The organism is Kitasatospora sp. NPDC088160 (genome assembly GCF_044741445.1).
GTDB lineage: Bacteria > Actinomycetota > Actinomycetes > Streptomycetales > Streptomycetaceae > Kitasatospora.
Genome location: NZ_JBIUSS010000003.1, coordinates 467,883 through 493,195, shown reverse-complemented (window position 1 = coordinate 493,195; position 25,313 = coordinate 467,883). Strand labels below are relative to the sequence as shown.

Below are 25,313 nucleotides of genomic sequence, written 5' to 3'. Positions count from 1 at the left end.
CGACGACCATGACGCCTTCGAAGCGAGACCGCGCCGAGGCCCTGCCCGCCGACCTGCGCGAAGCGCTGCGCCTGCGGCTGGCCGGGCGCTCCGGCGGCGCCCGGGCCGCCGCCGACCGGTCCATCCCGCAAGCCGACCGCAGCCGACCGCTGCCGCCCTCCTTCGTCCAGCAGCGCCTGTGGTTCCTGGACCGGCTGCGCCCCGGCGACCCCCGCTACAACAGCGCGGTCGCCGTACGGTTCACCGGCCCGCTGGACCGCGCGGCGCTCGCCGGGGCGCTGGCCGCCGTCGTGGCCCGCCACGAGGGGCTGCGGACCACCTTCGACGAGGCCGACGGCCGCCCGGTGCAGACCGTGCGGCCGGCCGGGCCGGTGCCGCTGCCCGTCCGGGAGCCGGCCGACGGGGAGACCCTCGACGCGATCCTGCTCCAGGAGTACTCCCGCCCCTTCGACCTCCGGCAGGGGCCGCTGCTGCGCGCCCTGCTGGTGCGCGAGTCGGACCGCTCGCACGTCCTGCAACTGACGGCGCACCACATCGTCACCGACGGCTGGTCGATGGGCGTCGTCCTGGACGAACTGTGCACCGGCTACGAGGCCCTGGCCCGCGGCGCCGCCCCGGACCTTCCCCCGGTGGCGGTCCAGTACCCGGACTTCGCGGTGTGGCAGCGCGAACAGCTCTCCGGCGCCCGGCTGGAGGGCCAACTGGCCCACTGGAAGGCGAAACTGGCCGGTGCGGTGCCGCCGGAACTGCCGCTGGACCACCCGCGGCGCGGCGAGGAGGCCGGCCCCGGCGCCGTCCACGCCTTCACCGTCCCCGCGCCGCTCACCGCCCGGCTGCGCGAGCTCGCGGCCGAACGGCACGGCACCCTGCACACCGCCCTGGTCGCCGCCACCCAGGCGCTGCTGGCCCGCTGGTCCGGCCAGCAGGACGTCACCGTCGGCTCCCTGACGCCCGGGCGCTCCCGCACCGAGCTGGAACGGGCCGTCGGCTGCTTCGTCAACACCGTCGTCCTGCGCACCCGGGTGGAGCCCGCCGGATCCTTCCGCGACCTGCTCGCGGCCGCCACCGAGACCGGCAACGACGCGCTCGCGCACGGCGACACGCCCTTCGAACGGCTCGTCGAGGCGGTCGGCGCACCCCGCCAGGCGGGCCGCAACCCGCTGTTCGACGTGCTGGTCCTGCTGCACCCCGCGCCGCCCGAGGCCACCACCCCGCTGGGGTCGGCGCTCACCCCGGTCGCCGTGCCCCGGCAGGCCGCCACCTTCGACCTCAGCGTCGAGTTCGTCCCGGACGGCGAGGCGCTCACCGGCCTGCTGGAGTACCGCGCCGACCTCTTCGACGCGCCCACCGCACGCCGGATGGCCGACCAGCTCCTGCTGCTGCTGGACGGCGCCGCCGCCGAGCCCGACCGCCCGCTCGGCACCCTGCCGCTGCTCTCGCCCCGGGAGACCCGGCAGGTCACCCGGGACTGGAACGCCACCGCGCTGCCCGTCGAGGACACCAGCTACCCCGAGCTGTTCCGGCGCAGGGCCGCCCTGACCCCGCACGCCCCGGCCCTGGTCGCCGGAGCCGAGCGGCTCGACTACGCGACGCTCGACACCCGCGCCAACCGGCTCGCCCACCAGCTCATCGCCCGCGGCGCCGGCCCCGAACGGCTGGTCGCGCTGCGGCTGCCGCGCACCGCCGACATGATCGTGGCGATCCTCGCCGTCTGGAAGGCCGGCGCCGGCTACCTGCCCCTGGACCCGGCCCTGCCGGCCGAGCGCCTGCGCTACCTGCTCGACGACGCCCGCCCCGCCCTGGTCCTGGACGAACAGGCGCTCCGGGCGCTGCCCGACACCGGCCCGGACACCGACCCCGGTGACGCCGACCGGACCGCCCCGCTGCACCCCTCCAACACCGCGTACGTGCTCTACACCTCCGGCTCCACCGGCCGCCCCAAGGGCGTCGCCGTCCCGCACCGCGCGGTGGTGAACCTGCTCGCCGCCCACCGGGCGGGCTTCGTCGCCGACGCGGGCGGCGGGCCGCTGCGCGTGGCGCTGACCGCCTCGTTCTCCTTCGACACCTCCCTGGAGGGCGTGCTGCTGATGGCCGACGGCCACCCGCTGCACCTGGTCGACGAGACGACCCGGATGGACCCGGCCGCCCTGGTCGAGTACGTCGTGCGCCACCGCGTCGACTTCCTCGACCTGACCCCCTCCTACCTGCGCCAGCTGCTGCCCGCCGGGCTGCTCGACGACCCGCGCCACCGCCCCCGGGTGCTGATGCTCGGCGGTGAGGCCGTCGGGCCCCGGCTCTGGCGCGAACTCGCCGGGCACCCGGACGTCGCCGCCTACAACTACTACGGCCCCACCGAGTGCACGGTCGACGCGCTCGCCTGCCGCATCGCGGGCGGTGACCGGCCGCTGGTGGGCCGCCCGCTGCCCAACCTGCGCGCCTACGTCCTCGACGACCGGCTCCAGCCGGTACCGCCCGGGGTGAGCGGCGAACTCCACCTCGCCGGCGAGCAGGTCGCCCGCGGCTACGCCGGCCGGCCGGGGCTGACCGCCGCCCGCTTCACCGCCGACCCGTACGGGCCGCCCGGCGCCCGGATGTACCGCACCGGCGACCTGGCCCGCTGGACGGCCGACGGGAGCCTGGAGTACCTCGGACGCGCCGACGACCAGGTCAAGGTGCGCGGCCACCGGATCGAACCCGGCGAGATCGAGGCGGCGCTGCTCGACCTGCCGCAGGTCGCCGCGGCCGCCGTCGCCGCCGTGCCCGACGCGCGCGGCCACACCCGGCTGGCGGCCTACCTGGTCTTCGCCGACGGCGCGGCCCGCCCGTCCGCCGACCTGCGCGCCGCCCTGCGGCGGGTGCTGCCCGACCACCTGGTGCCGTCCTCGTTCACCGCGCTCGACACCCTGCCGCTCACCACCAGCGGGAAGCTGGACCGCCGAGCGCTGCCCGCCCCCGACCTCGAAGGCGAAGGAAGGGAAGGGGAGTTCGTGGCCCCGCGCACCCCCGAGGAGGAGACCCTCGCCGGGATCTGGGCCGAGGTGCTGGGCGTGGCGCGGGTCGGCGTCACCGACAACTTCTTCGAGCTCGGCGGCGACTCGATCCTGAGCATCCAGGCCGTCTCCCGGGCCCGCGCCGCCGGCCTGCGGATCGGCTCCCAGGACGTCTTCCGCCACCAGACCGTCGCCGACCTGGTCGCCGCCGCCCGCCCGGCCGCCGCCCCGGCCCCCCGGCCGCGCCGCGCGGACGGACCGGCCCCGCTCACCCCCGTCCAGGAGTGGTTCTTCGCCGCCCACGGCCCGCTGCGCCACTTCACCATGTCGATGCTGCTCGACCTGCCGCGCGACCTCGACGAGCCGGCCCTGGACCAGGCGCTGCGGGCGGTCCTGGCGGCCCACCCGGCGCTGCGCACCCGCTTCACCCGCGCCGGGGGCACCTGGCGCCAGGAGCCGGTCGCGGACCCGGGCACCGGGCTGCTGACCAGACTCGACCCGCCCGCCCCCGGCGCCGGCCCCGGCCCTGAAGCCGCCCGGGTCGAGGCCGCCGAGGCCGCCCGCGCCGCCCTGGACCCGGCCACCGGCACCCTGCTGCGCGCCGTCCTGTTCCGGGCCCGCGGCGACGCCCGGCCCCAACTCGTCCTGACCGCCCACCACCTGGCCGTCGACGGCGTCTCCTGGCGGGTGCTGCTCGCCGACCTGGAACAGGCCTACCGGCAGGCGGCGGCCGGGGACGCCCCGCACCTGGAGCCCGAGCCCACCCCGTTCACCGACTGGGCCCACCACCTCGCCGAACGGGTCCGGGCCGGAGGCCTCGACGACGACCTGCCCTACTGGAGCGCCGAGACCAGGGCCCCGGCGGCCCCGCTGCCCGTCGACCACCCCGGCACGCCCACGGCCGCCTCCGTGCGCACCCTGCGCACCCGGCTCGACCGCGCCACCACCGAGGCCCTGCTGCGCAGAGTCCCCGAGGCCTACCGGACCCAGGTCAACGACGTGCTGCTCAGCGCGCTGGGCCGGGCCCTCGCCGACTGGACGGGCACCGAACGGGTGACCATCGCCCTGGAGGGCCACGGCCGCGAGGAACTCTTCGACGGCGTCGACCTCTCCCGGACGGTCGGCTGGTTCACCACCCGGTACCCCGTCACCCTCGCCCCGGCCGGCCCGGCCGGCGCCCCCGACTGGGCCGCCACCCTCAAGCAGGTCAAGGAGCGGCTGCGCGCCGTACCCCGCCGGGGCCTGAGCTACGAGGCCCTGGCCCGGCTCGGCCCGCCCGCCGCCGACGCCCTGAGGGACCGTCCGCTGCCGCAGGTCTGCTTCACCTACCACGGGCAGTGGACCGCCCCCGGGACCGGCGACTTCGCGCCCGCCGGCCAGGCGCCGGGCCGGGAGCTCGCCCCCGACGAACCCCTGGACCACCTGCTCGATGTCTCCGCGGTCGTCGCCGACGGCGAACTGGAACTCACCTGGCACTACAGCGACCAGGCGCACGAGGCGGCCACCGTCCGCGCGCTGGCGCAGGCCACGGCCGCGGCGCTGACCGGCATCGTCGAGCACTGCGCCCGCCCCGACGCCGGCGGCCGCACCCCCTCCGACTACCCGCTGGCCGGACTGGACCAGGCCGGGGTGGACCGGATCGCCGGCGACGGGCGGGACGTCGAGGACCTGCTGCCGCTCACCCCGCTCCAGGAGGGCATGCTCTTCCACCGCCTGGTCGGCGGCCCCGACGACGTCTACGTGGACCAGGCCGGCCTGCTGCTGGAGGGCGTGGGCGACCCGTACGCCTTCGCCCTGGCCTGGCAGCGGGTCGCCGACCGCACGCCCGCCCTGCGCACCTCGGTGGTGTGGGAGGGCGTCCCCGCCCCCCTCCAGGTCGTGCGCCGCGGCGTCCGGCTGCCGGTGACCCACCTGGACCTGCGGGCGGTCGACCCGGGCGAGCGCGCCGACCGGCTGGCCCGGCTGCGCGCGGACGACCTCGCCCACGGGCTGGACCTCGCCACGGCGCCGCTCACCCGGCTCACCCTGGTCCGGCTGCCCGAGGCCCGCCTGCACCTGCTGTGGACCTCCCACCACCTGATCCTGGACGGCTGGAGCCTGGCCCAGGTGCTCACCGACGTGTTCGAGGAGTACGCGGCCCTCACCACCGGGGGTGTGCCGACACCGGCGGTGCGCCGGCCCTTCGCCGACTACGTGCACTGGCTGGCCGGGCAGGACACCGCGGCCGCCCGCGCGCACTGGCGGGGCGTCCTGGACGGCTTCGCCACCGCCACCCCGCTGCCCGCCGACCGCGTCCGGCGCGAGGCCCACCGGGCCCGCTCGGCGCTCGCGCACACCGCCGGCCTGTCGCCGGAGGCCTCCGAGCGGCTGGCCCGCACCGCCCGGCAGGCCGGGCTCACCCTCGGCACCGTGGTGCAGGGCGCCTGGGCCCTGCTGCTCTCCCGGTACAGCGGCGAGCCGGACGTGCTGTTCGGGACGACCGTCTCCGGACGCCCCGACGAACTGCCCGGCGTCGAGTCGATGATCGGCATGTTCATCAACACCCTGCCCACCAGGGTCCTGGTCGACGGCGACCGCACCGCCGCCGACTGGCTGCGCGACCTCCAGGAGGCCCAGGCCGAGGCCCGGCGCCACGCCGCGGTGTCCCTCGCCGAACTCACCGCCTTCAGCGGCGTGCCGTCCGGCGGCACGCTGTTCGACAGCATCGTCGCCTTCGAGAACTACCCCTTCGACGACGCCCGCACGGCCGACAGCGGGGTGCGCCTGGTGGAGGTCACCTCCCGGGACGCCACCAACTACCCGCTCGTCCTGCGCGCCTACCAGGGCGGGCACTTCGGCTTCGACCTCGCCTACGACCCGGAGCTGTTCGACGCCGCGACGGTCCGCGCCCTCGCCGAGCGGCTCTGCCTGCTGCTCACCGGACTGGCCGCCGGACTGGACCGGCCGCTGCGCGCCCTGGAGTGGACGACCGCGCAGGAGCGGCGGCTGCTGACCGAGTGGGACGGCACCGTGCGGGGCCGCCCCGACCGGACCCTGGTCGACCTCTTCGAGGCGCAGGCCGCCCGCACCCCGCACGCCGAGGCCGTCACCTGCGGCGACGAGCACCTCGACTACGCCGCCCTGGACGCGCGGGCCGGCCGGCTCGCCCACCGGCTGGCCGGACTCGGCGCCGGGCCCGAGCGGTTCGTGGCCCTCGCGCTGCCCCGCACGGCCGACCTGGTCGTGGCCGTCCTCGCCGTCCTCAAGACGGGCGCGGCCTACCTGCCGCTCGACCCGGGCCTGCCGGCCGAACGCCGCGCCCAACTGCTGGGCGACGCCGCCCCGGTGGCCCTGGTGACCCACGCACCCGGCGCGCCGCCCGAGAGCTTCGAGCACGGGGTGCCCGTCCTCTCCCTGGCGGACCCGCAGCTGCGCGCCGACCTGGCCCGGGGCCCGGCCGCCCCGCTCGCCGCCGGGCACCGCCCGCTGCCCGACAGCCCCGCCTACGCCATCTTCACCTCCGGCTCCACCGGCCGCCCCAAGGGCGTCGTGGTGCCGCACGCCAACGTGGTGCGGCTGTTCGAGCAGACCGAGGACGTGTTCGGCTTCGGCGCCGAGGACGTCTGGACGCTGTTCCACTCCTACACCTTCGACTTCTCGGTCTGGGAGCTGTGGGGCCCGCTGCTGCACGGCGGCCGGCTCGTCGTCGTGCCCGAGGACACCGCCCGCTCCCCGGAGGACTTCCTGAGGCTGCTCGCCGACGAAGGCGTCACCGTCCTCAACCAGACCCCGTCCGCCTTCCACCCGCTGGCCCGCGCCGACGCCGAACACCCCGAGCTCTCCCGCCGGCTGGCGCTGCGCACGGTGGTCTTCGGCGGCGAGGCGCTGGACGCAGGCCGCCTCGCCGACTGGTACGACCGCCACCCGCAGGACGCGCCGCGCCTGGTGAACATGTACGGCATCACCGAGACGACCGTGCACGTCACCCAGGCCCCGCTGGACCGCACGACCGCGGCGGCCGGCGGCCCCGCACCGATCGGCACCGGCCTCCAGGACCTGCGGCTGTACGTCCTCGACACCGACCTGGCCCCGGTGCCCCCGGGCGCCGTGGGCGAGCTGTACGTGGCGGGGGAGGGGCTGGCCCGCGGCTACCTCAACCGGCCCGGCCTGACCGCCACCCGCTTCCTCGCCGACCCGTTCGGGGCCCCGGGCACCCGGATGTACCGCACCGGCGACCGGGCGCGCCGACAGGCCGACGGCACCCTTCGCTACCTGGGCCGCGCCGACCAGCAGGTCAAGATCCGCGGCTACCGGATCGAACCCGGCGAGATCGAGGCCGCCCTCCAGACCCACCCGGGTGTGGGCGCCGCCACCGTGGGCGTGTACCAGGACGCCTCCGGCACCCGCCGACTGGTCGCCCACGTCGTCGCCGGCCCCGGCGCGGCTCACCCCCCGGCCGCCGCCGACCTGCGCGCCCACCTCGAACGGCTGCTGCCCGCCTACCTGGTGCCCGCCGCGTACGTCCCCCTGGCGGTCCTGCCGCTCACCCCCAACGGCAAGCTCGACCGGCGCGCGCTGCCCGCGCCCGGCCCGGAGGGCTTCGCCGCCGGCCGGCAGCGCACCGCGCCCCGCACCCGCGCCGAGCGGCTGGTCGCCGCGGCCTGGACGGAGGTCCTGGACACCGGGGAGATCGGCGCCGAGGACGACTTCTTCGCCCTGGGCGGCGACTCCATCCTCGCCGTCCGGGTCACCGCCCGGCTGCGCGCGGCCTTCGGGGCGGCGGATCTCTCGCCCCGGCTGCTGTTCAGCCACCCGGTGCTGGCGGACCTGGCCGAGGCCCTCGGCTCGCTCGGCGAGCCGGGCGCGGCGGACGGCCCGTCGGCCCTGGTCATCCCGGCCGCGGACCCGGCGGCCGAGCCGCCGCTGTCGTACGCCCAGCAGCGGCTCTGGTTCCTCGACCGGTTCGAGCCGGGCAGCACCGAGTACACCTCGCTGTCCGTGCTGCGCCTGCGCGGAGCGCTCGACCCGGCCGCGCTGGGCACCGCCCTGGACGCCCTGGTCGCCCGGCACGAGGCGCTGCGGACCACCTTCGCCGAGCGGGACGGCCGCGCCCGGCAGGTGGTGCGCCCGCCGCAGCCGGTCGAGCTGCCGTGCGAGGACCTTGCCGGGGCGCCCCCGGCGGCCCTGGACGCGCTGCTGGAGCGGATCGCCGGCACCCCGTTCGACCTGGCCGCCGGGCCCCTTCTGCGGGCCCGGCTGGTCCGGACGGCCGCGGACGAGCACGTGCTCGCGCTGGCCGTGCACCACATCGCCACCGACGGCTGGTCGATGGGCGTCCTGGGCCGCGACCTGGGCGAGCTGTACGCGGCGGCCCGCGAGGGGCGCCCGCCACGGCTGCCCGCGCTGCCCGTGCGCTACACCGACTACGCGTCCTGGCAGCGCGCGCGCACCGACCTCGCCGAGGCGGACCTCGCCCACTGGCGCCGGGCCCTGGACGGCCTGACCCCGCTGGAGCTGCCCACCGACCGGCCGCGCCCGGCCGTACGCACCCGGGACGGCGCGCTGGTCGCCTTCACCCTGCCCGCCGGGCTGACCGCGCGGTTGCGCGAACGGGGCCGGGAGGTCGACGGCACCCTCTACACCACCCTCCTGGCGGCCTGCCAGGTCCTGCTCGCCCGCTGGTCCGGGCAGCAGGACATCGCGGTCGGCACCGTCACCTCGGGCCGCGAGCAGGGCGAACTCCACGACGTGGTCGGCATGTTCGTCAACACCCTGGTGCTGCGCGGCGCCGTCCGGCCGGAGCTGTCGTTCCGCGAACTGCTGGCCGCCGCCCACGGCACCGTCCTGGAAGCGCTCGCCCACCAGGAGGTGCCCTTCGAGCGGCTGGTGGACGCCCTCCAGCCGGAGCGCGACACCAGCCGCACGCCGCTCTTCCAGGTCATGGTGGCCCTGCACAACCTCGGCGCCGAGGTGCCGAACCTGCCGGGCCTGACGGTGGAGCCGGTCACCCCGCCCGTCCACGGCGCCACCTTCGACCTCTCCTTCGACTTCGTCGAGCGCGACGGAGGCCTGACCGGCTATCTGGAGTACAACACCGGGCTGTTCGACGCGCGGACCGCCGAGCACCTGGCCGGCTGGCTGGGCACCCTGCTGGAGGCCGTGGCCGAGGCGCCGGAGACGGCCGTCGGGGCGCTGCCGCTGATGACGGCCGACGAACGGCGCCGGGTGCTGCGGCAGGGGCGGGGCACGCCGCTGCCCGCGCCGGACACCACCTTCCCCGCCCTGTTCGAGGCGCAGGCCGCCCGCACCCCGGACGCCACCGCCCTGGTCGCCCGGGACGCCACCCTCGACTTCGCCGCCCTCAACGCGCGGGCCAACCGGCTCGCCCGCCACCTCGCCGCCCTCGGCGCCGGCCCGGAGCAGGTGGTCGCGGTCCGGCTGCCGCGCACCTCGGACCTGCTGGTGGCGCTGTTCGCGGTGCTCAAGGCGGGCGCCGCCCTGCTCTTCGTCGACCCGGACCTGCCCGAGGACCGGGCCGCCCTCCTCCTCGACGACACCCGGCCCCGGGTGGTGCTGACCGGGCAGGCCCTGCGCGAGGTGCCGTGGGACGCGCTGCCCGCCCACGACCTGACCGACGCCGAGCGGACCGCCCCCCTGCTGCCGCAGCACGCCGCCTACCTCGTCCACACCTCCGGCTCGACCGGCCGCCCCAAGGGCGTCGTCGTCGAACACCGCCAGCTGGTCAACCTCTGCCGGGACCACCAGGAGGGCCTGGTCGCGCCGCACACCGCCGACGGAGGGCGGCTGCGGGCCGCGCTCAGCGCCTCCTTCTCCTTCGACACCAGCTGGGAGGGCCCGCTGCTGCTCGCACTGGGCCAGGAGCTCCACCTGATCGACGAGGACGTCCGGCTGGACCCGCAGGCGTTCTGCGCCCAGGTCGTCGACCGCCGTCTGGACCTGGTCAACGTCACCCCCTCCTTCCTGCGCGAACTCACCGCCGCCGGACTGCTCGCCCCCGGCCCGCACCACCCGCGCCTGCTGCTGGTCGGCGGCGAGGCCGTCCCCGCCGCCGTCTGGCGGGAGCTGTGCGCGGCGCACGCGGACCTCGGCGTCACCGCCTACAACATGTACGGGCCCACCGAGTGCACCGTCGACGCCGCCTACGCCCGGTGCGCGGACCACCCCGAGCGCCCCGTCATCGGCCGCCCCGGCCGTAACCTGGGCGCCTACCTGCTCGACGGCGCCCTGCGGCCGGTGCCGCCCGGCATGCCGGGGGAGCTGTACCTGGCGGGGGAGCAGGTGGCCCGCGGCTACCTGAACCGGCCCGGGCTGACGGCCGCCCGCTTCCTCGCCGACCCCTACGGCCCGCCCGGGGCCCGGATGTACCGCACCGGCGACCTGGCCCGCTGGGACGCGAACGGGCAACTGGAGTTCCGGGGCCGGGCCGACGAACAGGTCAAGGTCCGCGGGTTCCGGATCGAGCCCGGGGAGGTGGAGGCCGCCCTGCTCGCCCACCCGGACGTCGCCGACTGCGCGGTCGCCGCGCGCGAGCACGCCGGCCGTACGGTGCTCGTCGGCTACCCGGTGCCCGCCGGCCGCCGCGTGCCGACCGCCGAGGAACTGCGGACCTGGCTGCGGCGGACGCTGCCCGACCACCTGGTGCCCGTCGCGTTCGTCCCGCTGGCCCGAATACCGCGGACCACCGGCGGCAAGACCGACCGGCGCGCGCTGCCCGCCCCGCCCGCCCAGCCCGACCGCACCACCCCGTACGTCGCACCGCGGCCCGGAGCCGAGGAACGGCTCGCCGCGATCTGGGCCGAGGTGCTGGGCGTGGAGCGCGTCGGCACCCGGGACAACTTCTTCGCGCTCGGCGGCGACTCCATCCTCAGCATCCAGATCGTCTCCCGCGCCCGCGCCGCCGGGCTCGCCCTCACCACCAAGGACGTCTTCCGGCACCAGAACATCGCCGAACTCTCCCTGTGTGCAGGAGATCTGACCAATCGCCAGGAAGGCGGCGAAGCCGAGCCCGGCGAGGCGCCGCTCACCCCGATCCAGCACTGGTACCTCGACGGCCGCCGCCCCGGCGACGCCCTGCGCTTCACCATGACCCAGCGCCTGGAACTGGCCCCCGGCACCGATCCGGCGGCCCTGCGCCGGGCGGTGCTGGCCCTGGTGGAGCACCACCCGGCCCTGCGCACCCGCTTCCACCGCACCGAGGCCGGCTGGCGCCAGGAGGTGCTTCCCCAGGGGGCGGACGGCATCTTCACCCGGCACGACGTCAGCCACCCGGACCTCGCCGGCCATGACGCGGAGGCGCAGGTCCAGCGCGCCACCGACGAGGCCCAGCGCTCGCTCGACCCCGTCGACGGCCGGTTGCTGCGGGCCCTGTTCTTCGACCCCGGCCCCCGGCAGCCGGGCCAACTCGTCCTCACCGTGCACCACTTGGCCGTGGACGGCGTCTCCTGGCGCATCCTGCTGGCCGACCTCGAAGCGGCGTACCGCACGGCCCGCGCCGGAGCCCCCGTCGCCCTGCCGCCGACCGGCACGTCCTACGGCCGCTGGGCCACCCGGCTGGAGCGGCACACCCGCGCCGGCGCCCTGGACGGCGACCTCGGCCACTGGACGCGCACCGGCGCGGCCCCGGCCGACCTGCCCGCCGGCCGCCCCGCCCCTGACACCGGCGCCTCCAACACCCACGCCACCGCCGCCACCGTCCAGGTGACGCTGGACGAGCGGACCACCGAGGCGCTGCTGCGCCGCGTCCCCGAGGTCTACCGCACCCAGGTCAACGACGTCCTGCTCAGCGCCCTGGGCCGCACCCTGGCCCGTTGGTGCGGCCGGGACACCGTGCTGGTCGGAGTGGAGGGGCACGGCCGCGAGGACCTGTTCGAGGACCTGGACCTCTCCCGGACGGTGGGCTGGTTCACCGCCGAGTTCCCGCTCGCCCTGCGCGTCGACCCCGACGCCGGATGGCACGACACCCTGCGCTCGGTCAAGGAGCAGCTGCGCGCCGTCCCGCTGCGCGGACTCAGCCACGGCGCGCTGCGCCACCTGCGGCCGGACGGCCCGCTGACCGGCTCGGCGGCGCCGCAGATCGGCTTCAACTACCACGGCCAGTGGGACACCCGCGGCGGCGCCGACGGCCTGGTCCGCGGCGCGCTGCCCCCGGCCGGTCGCGACACCGACCCCGACGAGCCCCGCCCCTACCTGCTGGACATCATCGGCGCGGTCCAGGACGGCCGCCTCGAACTGGCGTGGACCTACCCCGCCGCCGTCTACGACGAGGCCACCGTCCGCGGGCTCGCCGAGGAGATGGGCGCCGCGCTGCGCGAGCTGGCAGCGCACTGCGCCCGCCCGGACGCCGGCGGCCGCACCCCGTCGGACTTCCCGCTCGCCGGCCTCGACCAGGACCGGCTGGACCGGCTCGTCGGCGACGGGCGCGAGACCGACGACGTGCTCCCGCTGACGCCGCTGCAGTCCGGCATGCTCTTCCACGGGCTCGTCGACGCCGACGGCGCCTACGTGGACCGGATCGCGGTGCGCCTGGCCGGCGTGGCCGACCCGCGGGCCTTCGCCGAGGCCTGGCAGCAGGTCGCCGACCGCACCCCGGCACTGCGTTCCAGTGTTCACTGGCGGGGCCTGCCGCACCCCGTCCAGGTGGTCGCGCGGCATGCCGCACTGCCCGTCCGCCGGCTCGACTGGCGCGACCTGACGCCCGGGCAGCGCGCCGACCGGACGGAGCGGCTGCTCGCCGAGGAGCGCGCCGCCGGGATGGACCTCGCCACCGCGCCGCTCACCCGGCTGACCCTGGCCGCGCTGCCCGGCGACGAGGTCCTGCTGCTGTGGTCCACCCACCACCTGATCCTGGACGGCTGGAGCACCGGACAACTGCTCACCGAGGTGTGCGAGGAGTACGCCGCGCTGACCGGCGGCCCGCAGGCGCCCTGGCCGGTCCGACGGCCGTTCGCGGACTTCCTGGGCTGGCTGCACGAGCGGGACGAGGAGGCGGCCGAGGCCCACTGGCGCGGCCTGCTGGCCGGGTTCACCGGCCGGACCCCGCTGCCGTACGACCGCCCCCCGACGCGGGCCCACCGCGCCCGCTCCAGCGCCGCGGCCCGCCGCGAACTGGACGAGACGCTCTCCCGGCGGCTGCGCGAGAACGCCGCGGCCGCCGGTCTGACCGTCAACACCGTGGTGGAGGGCGCCTGGGCGCTGCTGCTGGCCCGCTACAGCGGCGGCGACGACGTGGTCTTCGGCACCACCGTGTCCGGGCGCCCGGCCGAACTGCCCGGCGTCGAGTCGATGATCGGCCTGTTCATCAACACCGTGCCGACCAGGGTCCCGATCCCCTCGGGCGGCGTGCTGCCCTGGCTGCGGGAGCTCCAGGAACGCCAGAGCGACGGCCGCCGCTTCGACCACCTGGCACTACCACGCGTCCAGGCCCTGAGCGACCTGCCCGCCGGGGAGCCGCTGTTCGACAGCATGGCGGTCTTCGAGAACTACCCCGTCGACGAGTCGGCCGCCGACCGGACCGGGGTGCGGGTGGTCGAGGTGCGCGCCGACGACGCCACCACCTTCCCCTGGTGCCTGCGCGCCCACCTGGCCGAGCGGCTCGGCTTCGACCTGGCCTACGACCCCGCGCTCTTCGACCACCGGACGGCCCACGGCGCGGCCGACCGCCTGGTCCTGCTGCTCACCGCCCTCGCCGACGGCCTCGACGGCGACCTTGCCGAGCTGGACCGGCTCACCCCCGCCGACCGGGAGCAGCTGGCCTCCTGGCACGGAACCGCCCGCCCGGTGGCGCCGCGCAGCCCGCTCCAGGTCTTCGCCGAGCAGGTCCGGCGCACCCCCGGCGCGCCCGCCGTGCGCGACGGCGACCGCGAGCTGACCTACCGCCAACTCGACGACTGGTCCGACCGCCTGGCGGCCCGGCTGCTGGCCGACGGCCTGGCCCCCGAAGACCGGGTGGCGCTGCTGATGGACCGCTCCGCCGAACTCGTCGCCGCCCAGCTGGCCGTCCTCAAGGCGGGCGGTGCCTACCTGCCCGTCGACCTCCGGGCCCCCGAGGAGCGCCGCCGCGCCCTGCTCGACCAGGTCGGCGCCGCCCTGCGGCTCACCGCCGAGCAGGTCACCGCCGCGCGCACCGGCGCGGCCGGGCCGGTGGCGGCGGCCCTGCCGCCCGCCGACCCCGACCGGCTGGCGTACGTGATGTTCACCTCGGGCTCCACCGGGGTGCCCAAGGCGGTGGCGGTACGGCACCGCGACGTGGCCTCGCTCGCCACCGACAGCCGCTTCGCCGACGGCCGCTGCGCACGGGTGCTGCTGCACTCGCCGGTCGCCTTCGACGCCGCCACCTTCGAGGTCTGGGCGCCGCTGCTGGGCGGCGGCTGCGTGCTCGTCGCCCCCGACGGGCCGGTGGACGCCGCCCTGCTGCGGCGGCTCGCCGGACCGGACGGGCCGACGGCGCTGTGGCTCACCGCCGGGCTCTTCCGGCTGCTCGCCCAGGACGCGCCGGACTGCTTCGCGGGCCTGCGCACGCTGTGGACCGGCGGGGACGTGGTGCCCGCCGCCGCGGTGCGCCGCGTCCTGGCGGCCTGCCCCGGGCTGACCGTGGTGGACGGCTACGGGCCCACCGAGACCACGACCTTCGCCACCGCCTTCGCCGTCGCGGAGGCGGCGGCGGTGCCCGACACCCTGCCGATCGGCCACCCCCTGGACGACCGCCGCGTCCACGTCCTCGACCGGCGCCTGCGGCCCGTCCCGCCGGGCTGCGCGGGCGAACTGTACGTCGCCGGCGAGGGCGTGGCCCGCGGCTACCTGGGCCGGCCCGGCGAGACCGCGGCCCGCTTCCTCGCCGACCCCTCCGGCCCGCCCGGCGCCCGGATGTACCGCACCGGCGACCTGGCGAGGCGGCGCCCGGACGGCACCGTCGAGTTCCTGGGCCGCGCGGACGACCAGGTGAAGATCCGCGGCTTCCGGGTCGAACCCGGCGAGGTGGAGGCCGCACTCGCCCGCCACCCCCAGGTCACCGACGTCGCCGTGGTCACCCGCGAGGACCGGCCCGGCGCCCGGCGCCTGGTGGCCTACGTGGTCGGCCCGGCGGGCGCCGAACCCGGGGAACTGCGGGCCTTCGCCGCCCGCGCGCTGCCCGACTACCTCGTCCCCGCCGCCTTCGTCCCGCTCGCCGCCCTCCCGCTGAGCCGCAACGGCAAGGTCGACCGGGCGGCCCTCCCGGCGCCGGACGAGGAGCACGGGAGCGGACGCCGCGCGCGGATCGAGCCGCGCACCGAGGCCGAACGCCGCACCGCCGAGGTCTTCGGGGACGTCCTGGGCATCCGGCCGCCCGGCGTGGAGGACGGCTTCTTCGAGCTGGGCGGCGACTCGATCCTCAGCATCCGGCTCGTCGCCCGCCTGGCCGAGGCCTTCGGCGCCGACCTCACCCCCCGCGCCGTCTTCGACCACCCCACACCGGCCGGCCTGGCCCGCCTGCTCACCGAGGAGCAGGGCCGCCCGGGAAGCCCGGGAAGCCCGGGGCGCCCGCCCGTCCTCCCGGTCGCCCGCGACGGCGCCGCGCCGATGTCCTACGCCCAGCAACGCCTGTGGTTCCTGGAGGAGTTCGCGCCCGGCGGCGCCGAGTACGTCACCGCGCTCGCGCTGCGCCTGCGCGGCGTCCTGGACACCGACGCCCTCGGCGCGGCACTGCGCGCCCTCGCGGCCCGGCACGAGTCGCTGCGCACCACCTTCGACAGCGTCGACGGCCACGGCGTCCAGCTCGTCCACCCGCCGCAGGACGTGCCGCTGCCGCTGCACGACCTGTCCGGCCGGCCGGCGCAGCCGCGGGCGGAGGCCCTGCGCGGCCTGCTCGCCGCCGAGCGGGCCCGCCCCTTCGACCTGCGCCGCGGACCGCTGCTGCGCACCGCCCTGGTGCGGCTGGCCGAGGGCGATCACGTGCTGGCCCTGACCCTGCACCACATCGTCACCGACGGCTGGTCGACCGCCGTCCTGCTCACCGATCTGGCCCACCTCTACCGCGCCGAACTCGGCTCCGGGGAGAGCCGGTTGGCGCCGCTGCCGGTGCAGTACGCCGACTACGCGCACTGGCAGCGCACGGTCGGAGCCGCCGGGGCCGACCAACTCGCCTACTGGAAGGAGCAGTTGGCCGACGTCTCGACGCTGCGCCTGCCCACCGACCGGCCTCGGCCCGCCGTGCGCACCACCAACGGGGCCACCGCCCGCCTGGAGCTGCCCGCCGACACGGCCCGCCGACTGGCCCGGGTCGGCCGGGAGCGCGGCGCCACCCTGTTCACCACCCTGGTCGCCGCCGCGCAGGCCTACCTCGCCCGGCTCGGCGGCGACCAGGACATCGCCGTCGGCACCGTCACCTCAGGCCGCGAGCAGGCGGAGACCCAGAGCCTCGTCGGCTTCTTCGTCAACACCCTGGTGCTGCGCTCGCGGGTGGAACCCGCGCAGCCCTTCGGCGACTTCCTCGGCGCGGTCCGGCAGACCGTCCGGGACGCCTTCGCCCACCAGGACGTGCCGTTCGAGCGCGTGGTCGACGAGGTGCAGCCGGTGCGCGACACCAGCCGCAGCCCGCTCTTCCAGGCCCTGGTCGTCCTCCAGAACACCCCGGCCGCCGACCTCGACCTCCCGGGCCTGCACGTGACCGACGTCGAGACCGACACCACGCAGGCGGCCTTCGACCTCGCGCTGGAGTTCGCGGAGGCCGACTCCGGCGCGCTGCACGGCCTGATCACCTACAACACCGACCTGTTCGACCCGGCCACGGCCGAGCGGATGGCCGGGCAGCTCGCCACCCTGCTCACCGCCGTCGCCGAGGACCCGGATCGCGCCATCGGCACGCTGCCGCTCGCCGGTGGCGACCAGCTGGCCGCCGAACTGGACCGGGCGCGCGGCACCTTCCGCCCCGTCCCCGAGGCGACCCTGGCCGAACTCTTCGAGCGCCGGGCCGCCCGCACCCCCGACGCGGTGGCGCTGCTCGACGGCGGCCGCGAGCTGAGCTATGCCGAGGTGGAGCGGGTGGCCAACCGGCTGGCCCACCGGCTCATCCGGCGCGGCGTGGGGCCGGAGCGGCTGGTCGCCCTCGCCCTGCCCCGCTCGGCGGCGGCGGTGGTGGCCCAGCTCGCCGTCGCCAAGGCCGGCGGCGCCTTCCTCCCGGTGGACCCGGACTACCCGGCGCCCAGGCGGGAGTTCATGGTGCGCGACGCGGGTGCCCACCTGGTGCTCGACGACCCGGCCGAGGTGTGGTCCGCCGACGGGCCGCGGACCCCGCCCACCGACGCCGACCGCGCCACCGACCGCGACACCGCGCCCACCGACGCCGACCGCGCCACCCCGCTCACCCCCGGACACCCGGCCTACGTCATCTACACCTCCGGATCGACCGGCACGCCCAAGGGCGTCCTGGTGACCCACGCCGGACTCGCCGCCTTCGCGGAGGCCGCCGCCGAGCAGTACGCCGCCGGCCCCGGGGCCAGGGTGCTCCAGTTCGCCTCGCCCAGCTTCGACGCCTCCGTCCTGGAACTGTGCGTCTCCCTGCTCAGCGGGGCCACCCTGGTCACGGGGGAGGAAGGGCCGCTCGTCGGCGAGCGGCTGGCCGAGGTCCTGGCCGAACGGCGCATCACCCACGCCCTGATCCCCCCGGCGGCCCTGGCCACCGTGGACCCGGCGACGGCCGCGACCCTGCCCGCCCTGCGCACCCTGGTCGTCGGGGCGGAGGCCTGCCCGGCCGATCTGGTCGACACCTGGGCCCCCGGCCGTCGGATGATCAACTCCTACGGCCCCACCGAGGCCACCGTGGTCGCCACCTGGACCGGCCCGCTGTCGCCGGGCACCGGCGCACCGGCGATCGGCCGCCCCGGCGGCGCCGCCCGCAGCTACGTCCTGGACGCCGCCCTGCGGCCGGTGCCGCCCGGCGTGACCGGAGAGCTCTGGCTGGCCGGCCCCGGCCTCGCCCGCGGCTACCTCGGCCGCCCGGGACTGACGGCCGGGCGGTTCCTCGCCGACCCCTTCGGCGCACCGGGCGAGCGGATGTACCGCACCGGCGACCTCGCCCACCGGGACGCCGACGGCGAACTGCGCTTCGCCGGCCGCGTCGACGACCAGATCAAGCTGCGCGGCTTCCGGATCGAACCGGGCGAGATCGAGAGCGCGCTGCGCCGCAGCCCCCTGGTGCGCGACGCCGTCGTCACCGTGCGCGCCGACGCCCCCGGGAGCGGTGCGGGCTCCGGGGCCGGCCGGCTGGTCGCCTACGTCGTCCCGGCGGTCGGGGCCGGAGCGGGCGGTGCCGCACCGGAGGGCGACGACGATGGGGCCACTGCGGGCCTGCCCGCCGCCGAACTGCGCGCCCACCTGGCCGGGTTGCTGCCGCCGCACCTCGTCCCGTCGGTGTTCGTCCCGCTGGAACGGCTGCCGCTCACCCCGAACGGCAAGCTCGACCGGCGGGCCCTGCCCGAACCCGGGCCCGCGCAGGCCGCGGCCGGTCCGCGCCGGGAGCCGGGCACCGACACCGAACGCCGGATCGCCCGGATCTGGGCCGACGTCCTGGGCATCGAGGAGGTCGGCGCCGACGACAACTTCTTCCTGCTCGGCGGCGACTCCATCCTCAGCATGCAGGTGGTGTCCAGGCTGCGCCGGGACGGCCTGTACCTCGCCACCCGGGAGCTCTTCACCCACCAGACGGTGGCCGAACTGGCCACCGTGGTGCGCACCGCACCCGACCGCGAGGACGACGGCCCGGTCACCGGGGACGTACCGCTCACCCCCATCCAGGAGTGGTTCCTGACCACCCCGCGCGCCGCCCACCACCACTTCAATCAGTCGACCCTGCTCGAACTCGGCGCCGACCCCGACCCGCGGGCACTGCGGTCCGCGCTGGACGCCCTGCTCGAACACCACGACGCCCTGCGGCTGCGTTTCACCCACGACGAGACGGGCTGGCACCAGTTCAACCCGCCGCCGGCCCCCGCCGAGGACGTCCTCGTCCGGTACGACCTGACCGGGCAGAGCGCCGAGGTCGCCGACGCGGCCATGGCCAAGGCGGCCGACGAACTGCACGCCGGCTTCGACCTGGCCCGGGGCCCGCTGCTGCGGGCGGCCCTGTTCACCGGCGCCCCGGACCGCCCGGCGCTCCTGCTGCTGGTCGCCCACCACCTGGTCGTCGACGCCGTCTCCTGGCGCCTGCTGCGCGACGACCTGGAGAGCGCCTACCGGCAGGCCGCCCTGGGCACGGCGATCACGCTGGGGGAGCGCGGCACCTCCTACCGGGACTGGGCGCTCCGGCTCGCGGCCCATGTCGCCGACGGCGGCCTGGACCACGAACTGCCCTACTGGGACGAGGCGGTGAGCGCCGCCGAGGCCCTGCCCGGCCGACCCGCCGTGCCCGGTCCCGCTGACCCCGGTGCCGCTGACCCGGGTGCCGCTGACCCCGGTGCGGCCGAGCCCGGGACCGTCGAACCCGGTGCCGCCGAGACCGCGACGGTCACCGTCGAACTGGACGAGGAGGACACCGAGGCACTGCTGCGCGCGGCCCCGGCGGCCTACCGCACCCGCGTCAACGACGTGCTGCTGACCGCCCTGGCCCTGGCACTGGCCCGCTGGACCGGCCACGAGCGGATCCGGCTGGACCTGGAGGGGCACGGCCGGGAGGACGTCGTGGAGGGCGTGGACCTGTCCCGCACGGTCGGCTGGTTCACCACCATGCACCCGGTCACCTTCCACGTCCCCGACCCCGATGACCTCGGCCCGGACCGCGACTGGCGCGCCCTGGTGAAGTCGGTCCGCCGCCAGCTGCGCGCCGTGCCGGGCAACGGGCTGGGCTTCGGCGCCCTGCGCACCTTCGGCCCGCCCGAGGTCCGCGAGCGCCTCGCCGCCGGCGCGCACGGCCAGGTGGTCTTCAACTACCTCGGCCAGTGGGACGCGCGGCCCGAGACCGCCGGCGACGGCCTGGTCCGCGCCGAGCACGGCTCCTTCGGGCAGGACCACGACCCCCGCGACGGCGGCTCGCATCCGGTGGAGGTGGTGGGCGCGGCGCAGCACGGGCGCCTCGCCTTCACCTGGCACCACCGCCCCGCCCTCCACGACACGGCGACCGTGCGCCGGGCGGCCGAGGAGTTCGCCGTGGCGCTGCGGCACATCGCCCGGCACGCCCGGGGAGGACGGTGACGGCCGCCCACCCACCGACGACCACCCGCCGCTGAACCCCCTGCTGTCAGACCACCGCGCAAGACCACTGCCGCAAGACCACCACCGCAAGACCACCGCTGGAAACCCGACAACGACGAAGGAGCACGACATGGACGAGAACACCCGCTACCAGGTGCTGCGCAACGACGAGGAGCAGTACTCCCTCTGGCCGGTCGACCTCGACGTGCCCGCCGGCTGGCAGCCCGTCGGCCAGGAGGGCACCGAGGCGGAGTGCACCGCCTACGTCGACGAGGTGTGGACCGACATGCGGCCGCGGAGCCTGCGCGAGCGCATGGAGAGCGCCGGATCCTGACCGGTCGCAGCACTTCCGTCCCACGACAACCCCGAGGAGCTGACCGTGACCCCTTCGCTGCGCACCGAACACCTGGAGTTCATCCCCTACCGGGCCGAGGACGAGGACGCCTTCGTCTCCCTCCTCCGCAACGCTGACGTGTGCAGCTGGATGGGCCAGGACCTGGTGCCCGAGCCGCAGATCCGCGCGCTGTTCCGCGCGATCCTGACCGACGTGTACCCGCAGCGGATCTTCGACGTGTGGGGCCTGTGGCTGGACGGGAGGTACGCGGGCCACGCCGAGGTGAAGAAGACCGGGAACGTCGACGGCCACGAGCTGGTCACCGCCCTCGCCCCGGAGTTCTGGGGCCGGGGCCTGGGCACCGAGGTGGTCCGCGGACTGATCCGTTACGCCGCCGACGAGTTGGGGCTCAAGGAGGTCTACGGCATGGTGGGTGCGGAGAACGCCCCGAGCCTGGCGATGTGTCGACGGCTGGGCTTCCGGCACCTGCGCGACGTCCTCGGGGACGACGGCTCGGTGACGAAGGTGGTGGCGCTCTCGACGACCGGCCAGGCCTGACCGGGCCCGGCCGGGTGCGGCCCGGCCCGCGGCGCGTCCGGTCGCGCCGCGGGCCGCTGACGTGCACGCCCGCTCAGCGGGCCGGTACCGCTCCGTTCGGCGCTCCCGGCCCGCTCGGCGTTCCCGCCGCGCTGCGGCCCAGCAGCAGGGCGAGGTCGTCGGCCTGGCAGCGGATCTCCGGGATGGCGGTCGTCTCCAGCAGGTTGCCGCGCCGCAGCGAGCCCAGCGTCCACAGCGGCGCCGGAGCCCGGCCGCCCGCGGGGAGGAGCCGGCCGTCGGCGGCGGTGTCGAAGCCGCCGCCGACGGGGGCGGGGGAGCCGAGGCCGGTGGTGAGCAGGTCGGTGATCAGCGGGTCGTCGACCCGGGTGAGTTCGGCCTCGGAGCCGGTGCAGTTCAGCACCGCCCCCACCCGCAGCGCGCGGCCGTCGTCCAGCCGGACGTCGATGACCTCGCCGACCTCGCCGGGGCCGTCCGCGGTGGTCTTGGCGTCGGCCACGGTGCCCCGGCCGATGCTGACCAGGCCCGCGTCGACGGCGGTGCGCAGGGCCCTGGCGCTGACCGGCGGGATCCGGTGGCGGTGGGTCTCCCAGAGCCGGAGGTCCCGGGCCAGCAGCCGGGCCTGGTCGGCGGGTGAGAGCTGCTGCCACAGGGCGCTGGTGAGGGGGCGGAGGCTGTCGACCCCGGCCCGCCAGTCGCCGTGGACGCGGCGGCAGCGGGCGATCTGGCACAGTACCGCCCGGCGCAGCGCGGGCAGCCCCGCACGGGCGTCGAGCTGCGGGACGGCCGGTGCGGCCGGGGTGGTGAGCGGGGTGGCGGCGTGCGGTCGGGGGACCAGGCCGTGCCGGGACAGGGCGTGGACGACGCGTCCGGGGCGTTGCAGGCTGAGCGCCATGTCGACCATGGTCAGGCCGGTGCCGACGAGCAGGACGTCGCGGTCCTCGGGGACGGCCGCGAGGGCGCCGGGTGCCCAGGGGTCGGCCAGGAACCGCCCGGAGTCGCGCAGCGCCGGCGGTGCCCAGGCTTGGCCGGGTGCGAAGTTGCCCAGGGCCAGCACCGCCGCGTCGACGTCGAGCGGTGGCCCGTCGTGCAGCCACAGGCGCAGCGGCGGGGTGGTCGCCCGGGGCCGGTGGGTGAGGGCGACGACGCGGTCGGGCACTCGGACCAGGTCGGGGGTGCCGGGGCCGGAGGCAGCCGCTGCCAGGCTCTCGGCGAGGTAGCGGCCGAAGAGGCGCCGGGGGACGAAGTCGTGCTCGCCGCCGCGGTCGCCGAGCCAGCGCACGAAGTGGCCGGGGTCGTCCCGGTGGGCGCTCATTCGGCCGGCCGGGACGTTCAGCAGGTGGTGCGGCGCGTCGGTACCGAACGCCAGCCCCGGGCCTGCGGGCCCGGGGTCGATGAGCCAGATCCGGGCCGGTGCGGGTCTCCCGGCGGCCGCGTGGTGGAGCAGGCGCAGCGCCGTGAGGGTGCCGGCGGCGCCTGCGCCCACCACGGCGATCTCGTGCGGGGTCCTGCTCTGGTTCACGGCGGCCGCGTCGGACGCAGCGGGAGACGTCATGCGGCCAACATCGAGCCGATCGCGCCGCCGCGTCCAACGACGGTTCATAGGCCCCTCGCCAAGCAGGACTTATGGCCCGGTGGCGCGGTGGTGCGTCGACCTGGGGCAGGGCGAAGGTCACGTAGGGTCCCGGGTTCGACACGTTCCGTCCCATAAGGAGAGTTTGGGGCGCTCGGCCGCCCGTCGCCCGGCCCCTGGTTAGAGGGTGTCACGAAAGCTGTTGACCTCTTACGGGGATTCGCGTTATAACTTCTAACGAACGCGCAAGCATCTATCGCGTGCGGGGCTGCCGCAGCCTCGCACGCAGCCCGACAGGCAACGCCCGCCCACCAACTGACACTCGATCAAGGGGAATCCCATGTCCGGCACCCGCAGCACCGGCGTCCGCGCCGCCCTGTTCGCCGTCCCGCTCGTCGTCAGCCTCCTCGGCACCGCGGCCGCGCCCGCCGGGGCCGCCACCTCGCACCCCGGCACCTCCCTGACCTGCCGCGGCCAGGGCGTCGATCCCCGGGCCCAGGTCCGCTACCGGACCGAGACGGTGGTCCACGCGCCGCTGCACACCATCTGGAAGCTCCAGACCGACGTGGAGCGCTGGCCGTCCTGGCAGGGCCCCGTCGCGAGCGCGGAGCGCCTCGACCACGGCCGCCTGCGCCCGGGTTCGGCGTTCCGGTGGACGACCCCCCTCCCGCCCAACCCCGCGACCACCGCCACCAGCCTGGACATCACCTCGACCGTCCAGCAGCTCAAGCGGGAGTCCTGCATCCGCTGGACGGGCCCCGCCGTCGCCGAAGGGCTGCACATCGACGGCGTCCACGTGTGGAACTTCACCAAGGTCGAGGGCGGCGTCCGGGTGAGCACCGAGGAGACCCACACCGGGCCCCAGGTCGACGCGGACGTTCCCACCGCGACCGCGATCCTGCGCCAGGGCCTCGACGGGTGGCTGCACGACCTGAAGACCACCGCCGAGGCCATCGCCGGGGCCATCGCCGGGGCCGACGCCGACCGGAGCTGACCGGCGCCGGGGCCGACGCCGACCGGGCCTAACCGGACAGGGCTTCGAGGGCGGCCCGGGCGGCGTTGTGGCCGGGGATGCCGCTGACTCCGCCGCCGCGGACGGCGCCCGCGCCGCACAGCAGGACGTTCGGGTGGGCCGTCGCCACGCCCCAGCGGGCGGCGGGGCCGTCCACGGGCCCGGTCGCGAACGGGAAGGAGAGGTCCCGGTGGAAGATGTGGCCGCCGGGCAGGCCGATCTCCCGTTCCAGGTCGAGCGGGGTCCTGGCCTCCACACAGGGCCGGCCGGTGGCGTCCGGCGCGAGGCAGTCGGCGATCGGTTCGGCCAGCACCTCGTCCAGTTGGGCCAGACTGGCCGCCAGGGCGCGCTCCTTGGCGGCCGGGTCGGTGAACAGCCGTGCGGGCATGTGCAGGCCGAACAGGGTCAGCGTCTGGAGGCCCTGGCGGACGGCTTCGGGGCCCAGGATGGTGGGGTCGGTGAGGGTGTGGCAGTAGATCTCCGACGGGGGCGCGGAGGGCATCCGGCCGGCCGCCGCCTCGGCGTAGGCGGTCTCCAACTGCCGGTAGCCCTCGGCGATGTGGAAGGTGCCCGCGAAGGCCTCCCGGGGGTCCGCGCCGGTGTCCCGGAGCCGCGGCAGCCGGCGCAGCACCAGGTTGACCTTCAGCTGGGCGCCCTCGGGCGCGGGCCCGGGCTCCTCGCCGAGGAGGCGGGCCAGGGTGGCCGGGGCGGCGTTGACCAGCACCCGGCGGCCCGCCGCCGTGGCCTCGCCGCCCCGGTGGCGGTACGTCACCTCGGCGTCGCCGTGGCCGTCGGTGGCGATGGCGGTGACCTCGCACCCGGTACGGATCTCCGCGCCGGCGGCCAGGGCCGCCTCGGCCAGCGCGTCCGTCACCGCGCCCATGCCGCCGACCGGGACGTCCCAGTCGCCCGTCCCGTTGCCGATCACGTGGTAGAGGAAGCAGCGGTTCTGCCGGAGCGAGGGGTCGTGGGCGTGGGTGAAGGTACCGATCAGTGCGTCCGTCAGGGCGATCCCGCGGACCAGGTCGTCGCTGAAGGTCCGTTCGATCGTCTCGCCCAGCGGCCGTTCGAACAGGGCGGTCCAGGCGGCGTCGTCGGCGATCCGCCGGCGCAGTTCGGCGCGTGCGGGCAGCGGCTCGGTGAGGGTCGGGAAGACCCGTCGGGCGACCTGTCCGGTCATGCCGTAGAAGCGCTGCCAGGCCTCCCACTCCCGGTCGGTTCCGGTGAGCGCCCGGAACGCCTCCCCGGTCCGGCCGGGGTCGGCGGCGTCCACCAGCAGGCCGGTGGGCTTCCCGTCCCGGACGGTGGGCGTGTACGAGGCGATCCGGCGGCGCCGCAGGTCGAGCCGCAGGCCCAGCTCCTGGACGATCTTCCGCGGCAGCAGGCTGACCAGGTAGGAGTAGCGCGACAGCCGGGCGTCCACGCCGGGGAACGCCCGGGTGGAGACGGCGGCCCCGCCGACCCGGGGCAGCCGTTCGAGCAGCAGGACCCGGCGTCCGGCCCGGGCGAGGTAGGCGGCGGCCACCAGCCCGTTGTGGCCGCCGCCGACGATCACGGCGTCGTACCGGGCGGGGGTGGACGGGTTCGCGTTCACCCCCGCCACGCTACGGGACGGGGGCGGGCCGGGGAATGCCCCGGACACAGCGGCTCCGGAACGCCGCAGCGCCCCCTCGCGGCGGTTCGCGAGGG

Annotated in this window: 6 protein-coding genes; 4 read left to right on the top strand and 2 right to left on the bottom strand. The window is 76.7% G+C overall.

Annotated elements, in window-relative coordinates; genetic code table 11:
• Positions 1-8 precede the first annotated feature (8 nt).
• The 3 genes from ACIOGZ_RS06810 to ACIOGZ_RS06800 all read left to right on the top strand — a co-directional run bounded on the left by ACIOGZ_RS06810 (position 9) and on the right by ACIOGZ_RS06800 (position 21,042).
• On the top strand, positions 9-20,150 hold the full coding sequence (locus ACIOGZ_RS06810; protein WP_400985113.1) for a non-ribosomal peptide synthase/polyketide synthase: 20,142 nt from the start codon (positions 9-11) through the stop codon (positions 20,148-20,150).
• 130 nt (positions 20,151-20,280) lie between these two features.
• A complete protein-coding gene (locus ACIOGZ_RS06805; protein ID WP_363586612.1) occupies positions 20,281-20,484 on the top strand; it encodes an MbtH family NRPS accessory protein in 204 nt (67 codons plus the stop codon).
• A 45-nt stretch (positions 20,485-20,529) separates the two neighbouring features.
• Complete coding sequence (locus ACIOGZ_RS06800; protein WP_363586611.1) at positions 20,530-21,042, top strand: GNAT family N-acetyltransferase; 513 nt, start codon at positions 20,530-20,532, stop codon at positions 21,040-21,042.
• Positions 21,043-21,115: 73 nt separating this feature from the next.
• Here ACIOGZ_RS06800 and ACIOGZ_RS06795 read toward each other — a convergent pair whose 3' ends face one another.
• Positions 21,116-22,594: an FAD/NAD(P)-binding protein gene (locus ACIOGZ_RS06795; protein ID WP_400985112.1), complete on the bottom strand. Its 1,479-nt coding sequence runs from the start codon at positions 22,592-22,594 to the stop codon at positions 21,116-21,118.
• Positions 22,595-22,952: 358 nt separating this feature from the next.
• On the opposite strand from ACIOGZ_RS06795, the gene ACIOGZ_RS06790 reads away from it, so the two are divergent.
• Entirely contained in the window at positions 22,953-23,606 is a 654-nt protein-coding gene (locus tag ACIOGZ_RS06790; RefSeq protein ID WP_400806129.1) for an SRPBCC family protein, read from the top strand.
• Positions 23,607-23,634: 28 nt separating this feature from the next.
• Here ACIOGZ_RS06790 and ACIOGZ_RS06785 read toward each other — a convergent pair whose 3' ends face one another.
• A complete protein-coding gene (locus ACIOGZ_RS06785; protein WP_400806127.1) occupies positions 23,635-25,218 on the bottom strand; it encodes a phytoene desaturase family protein in 1,584 nt (527 codons plus the stop codon).
• Positions 25,219-25,313: the final 95 nt, after the last annotated feature.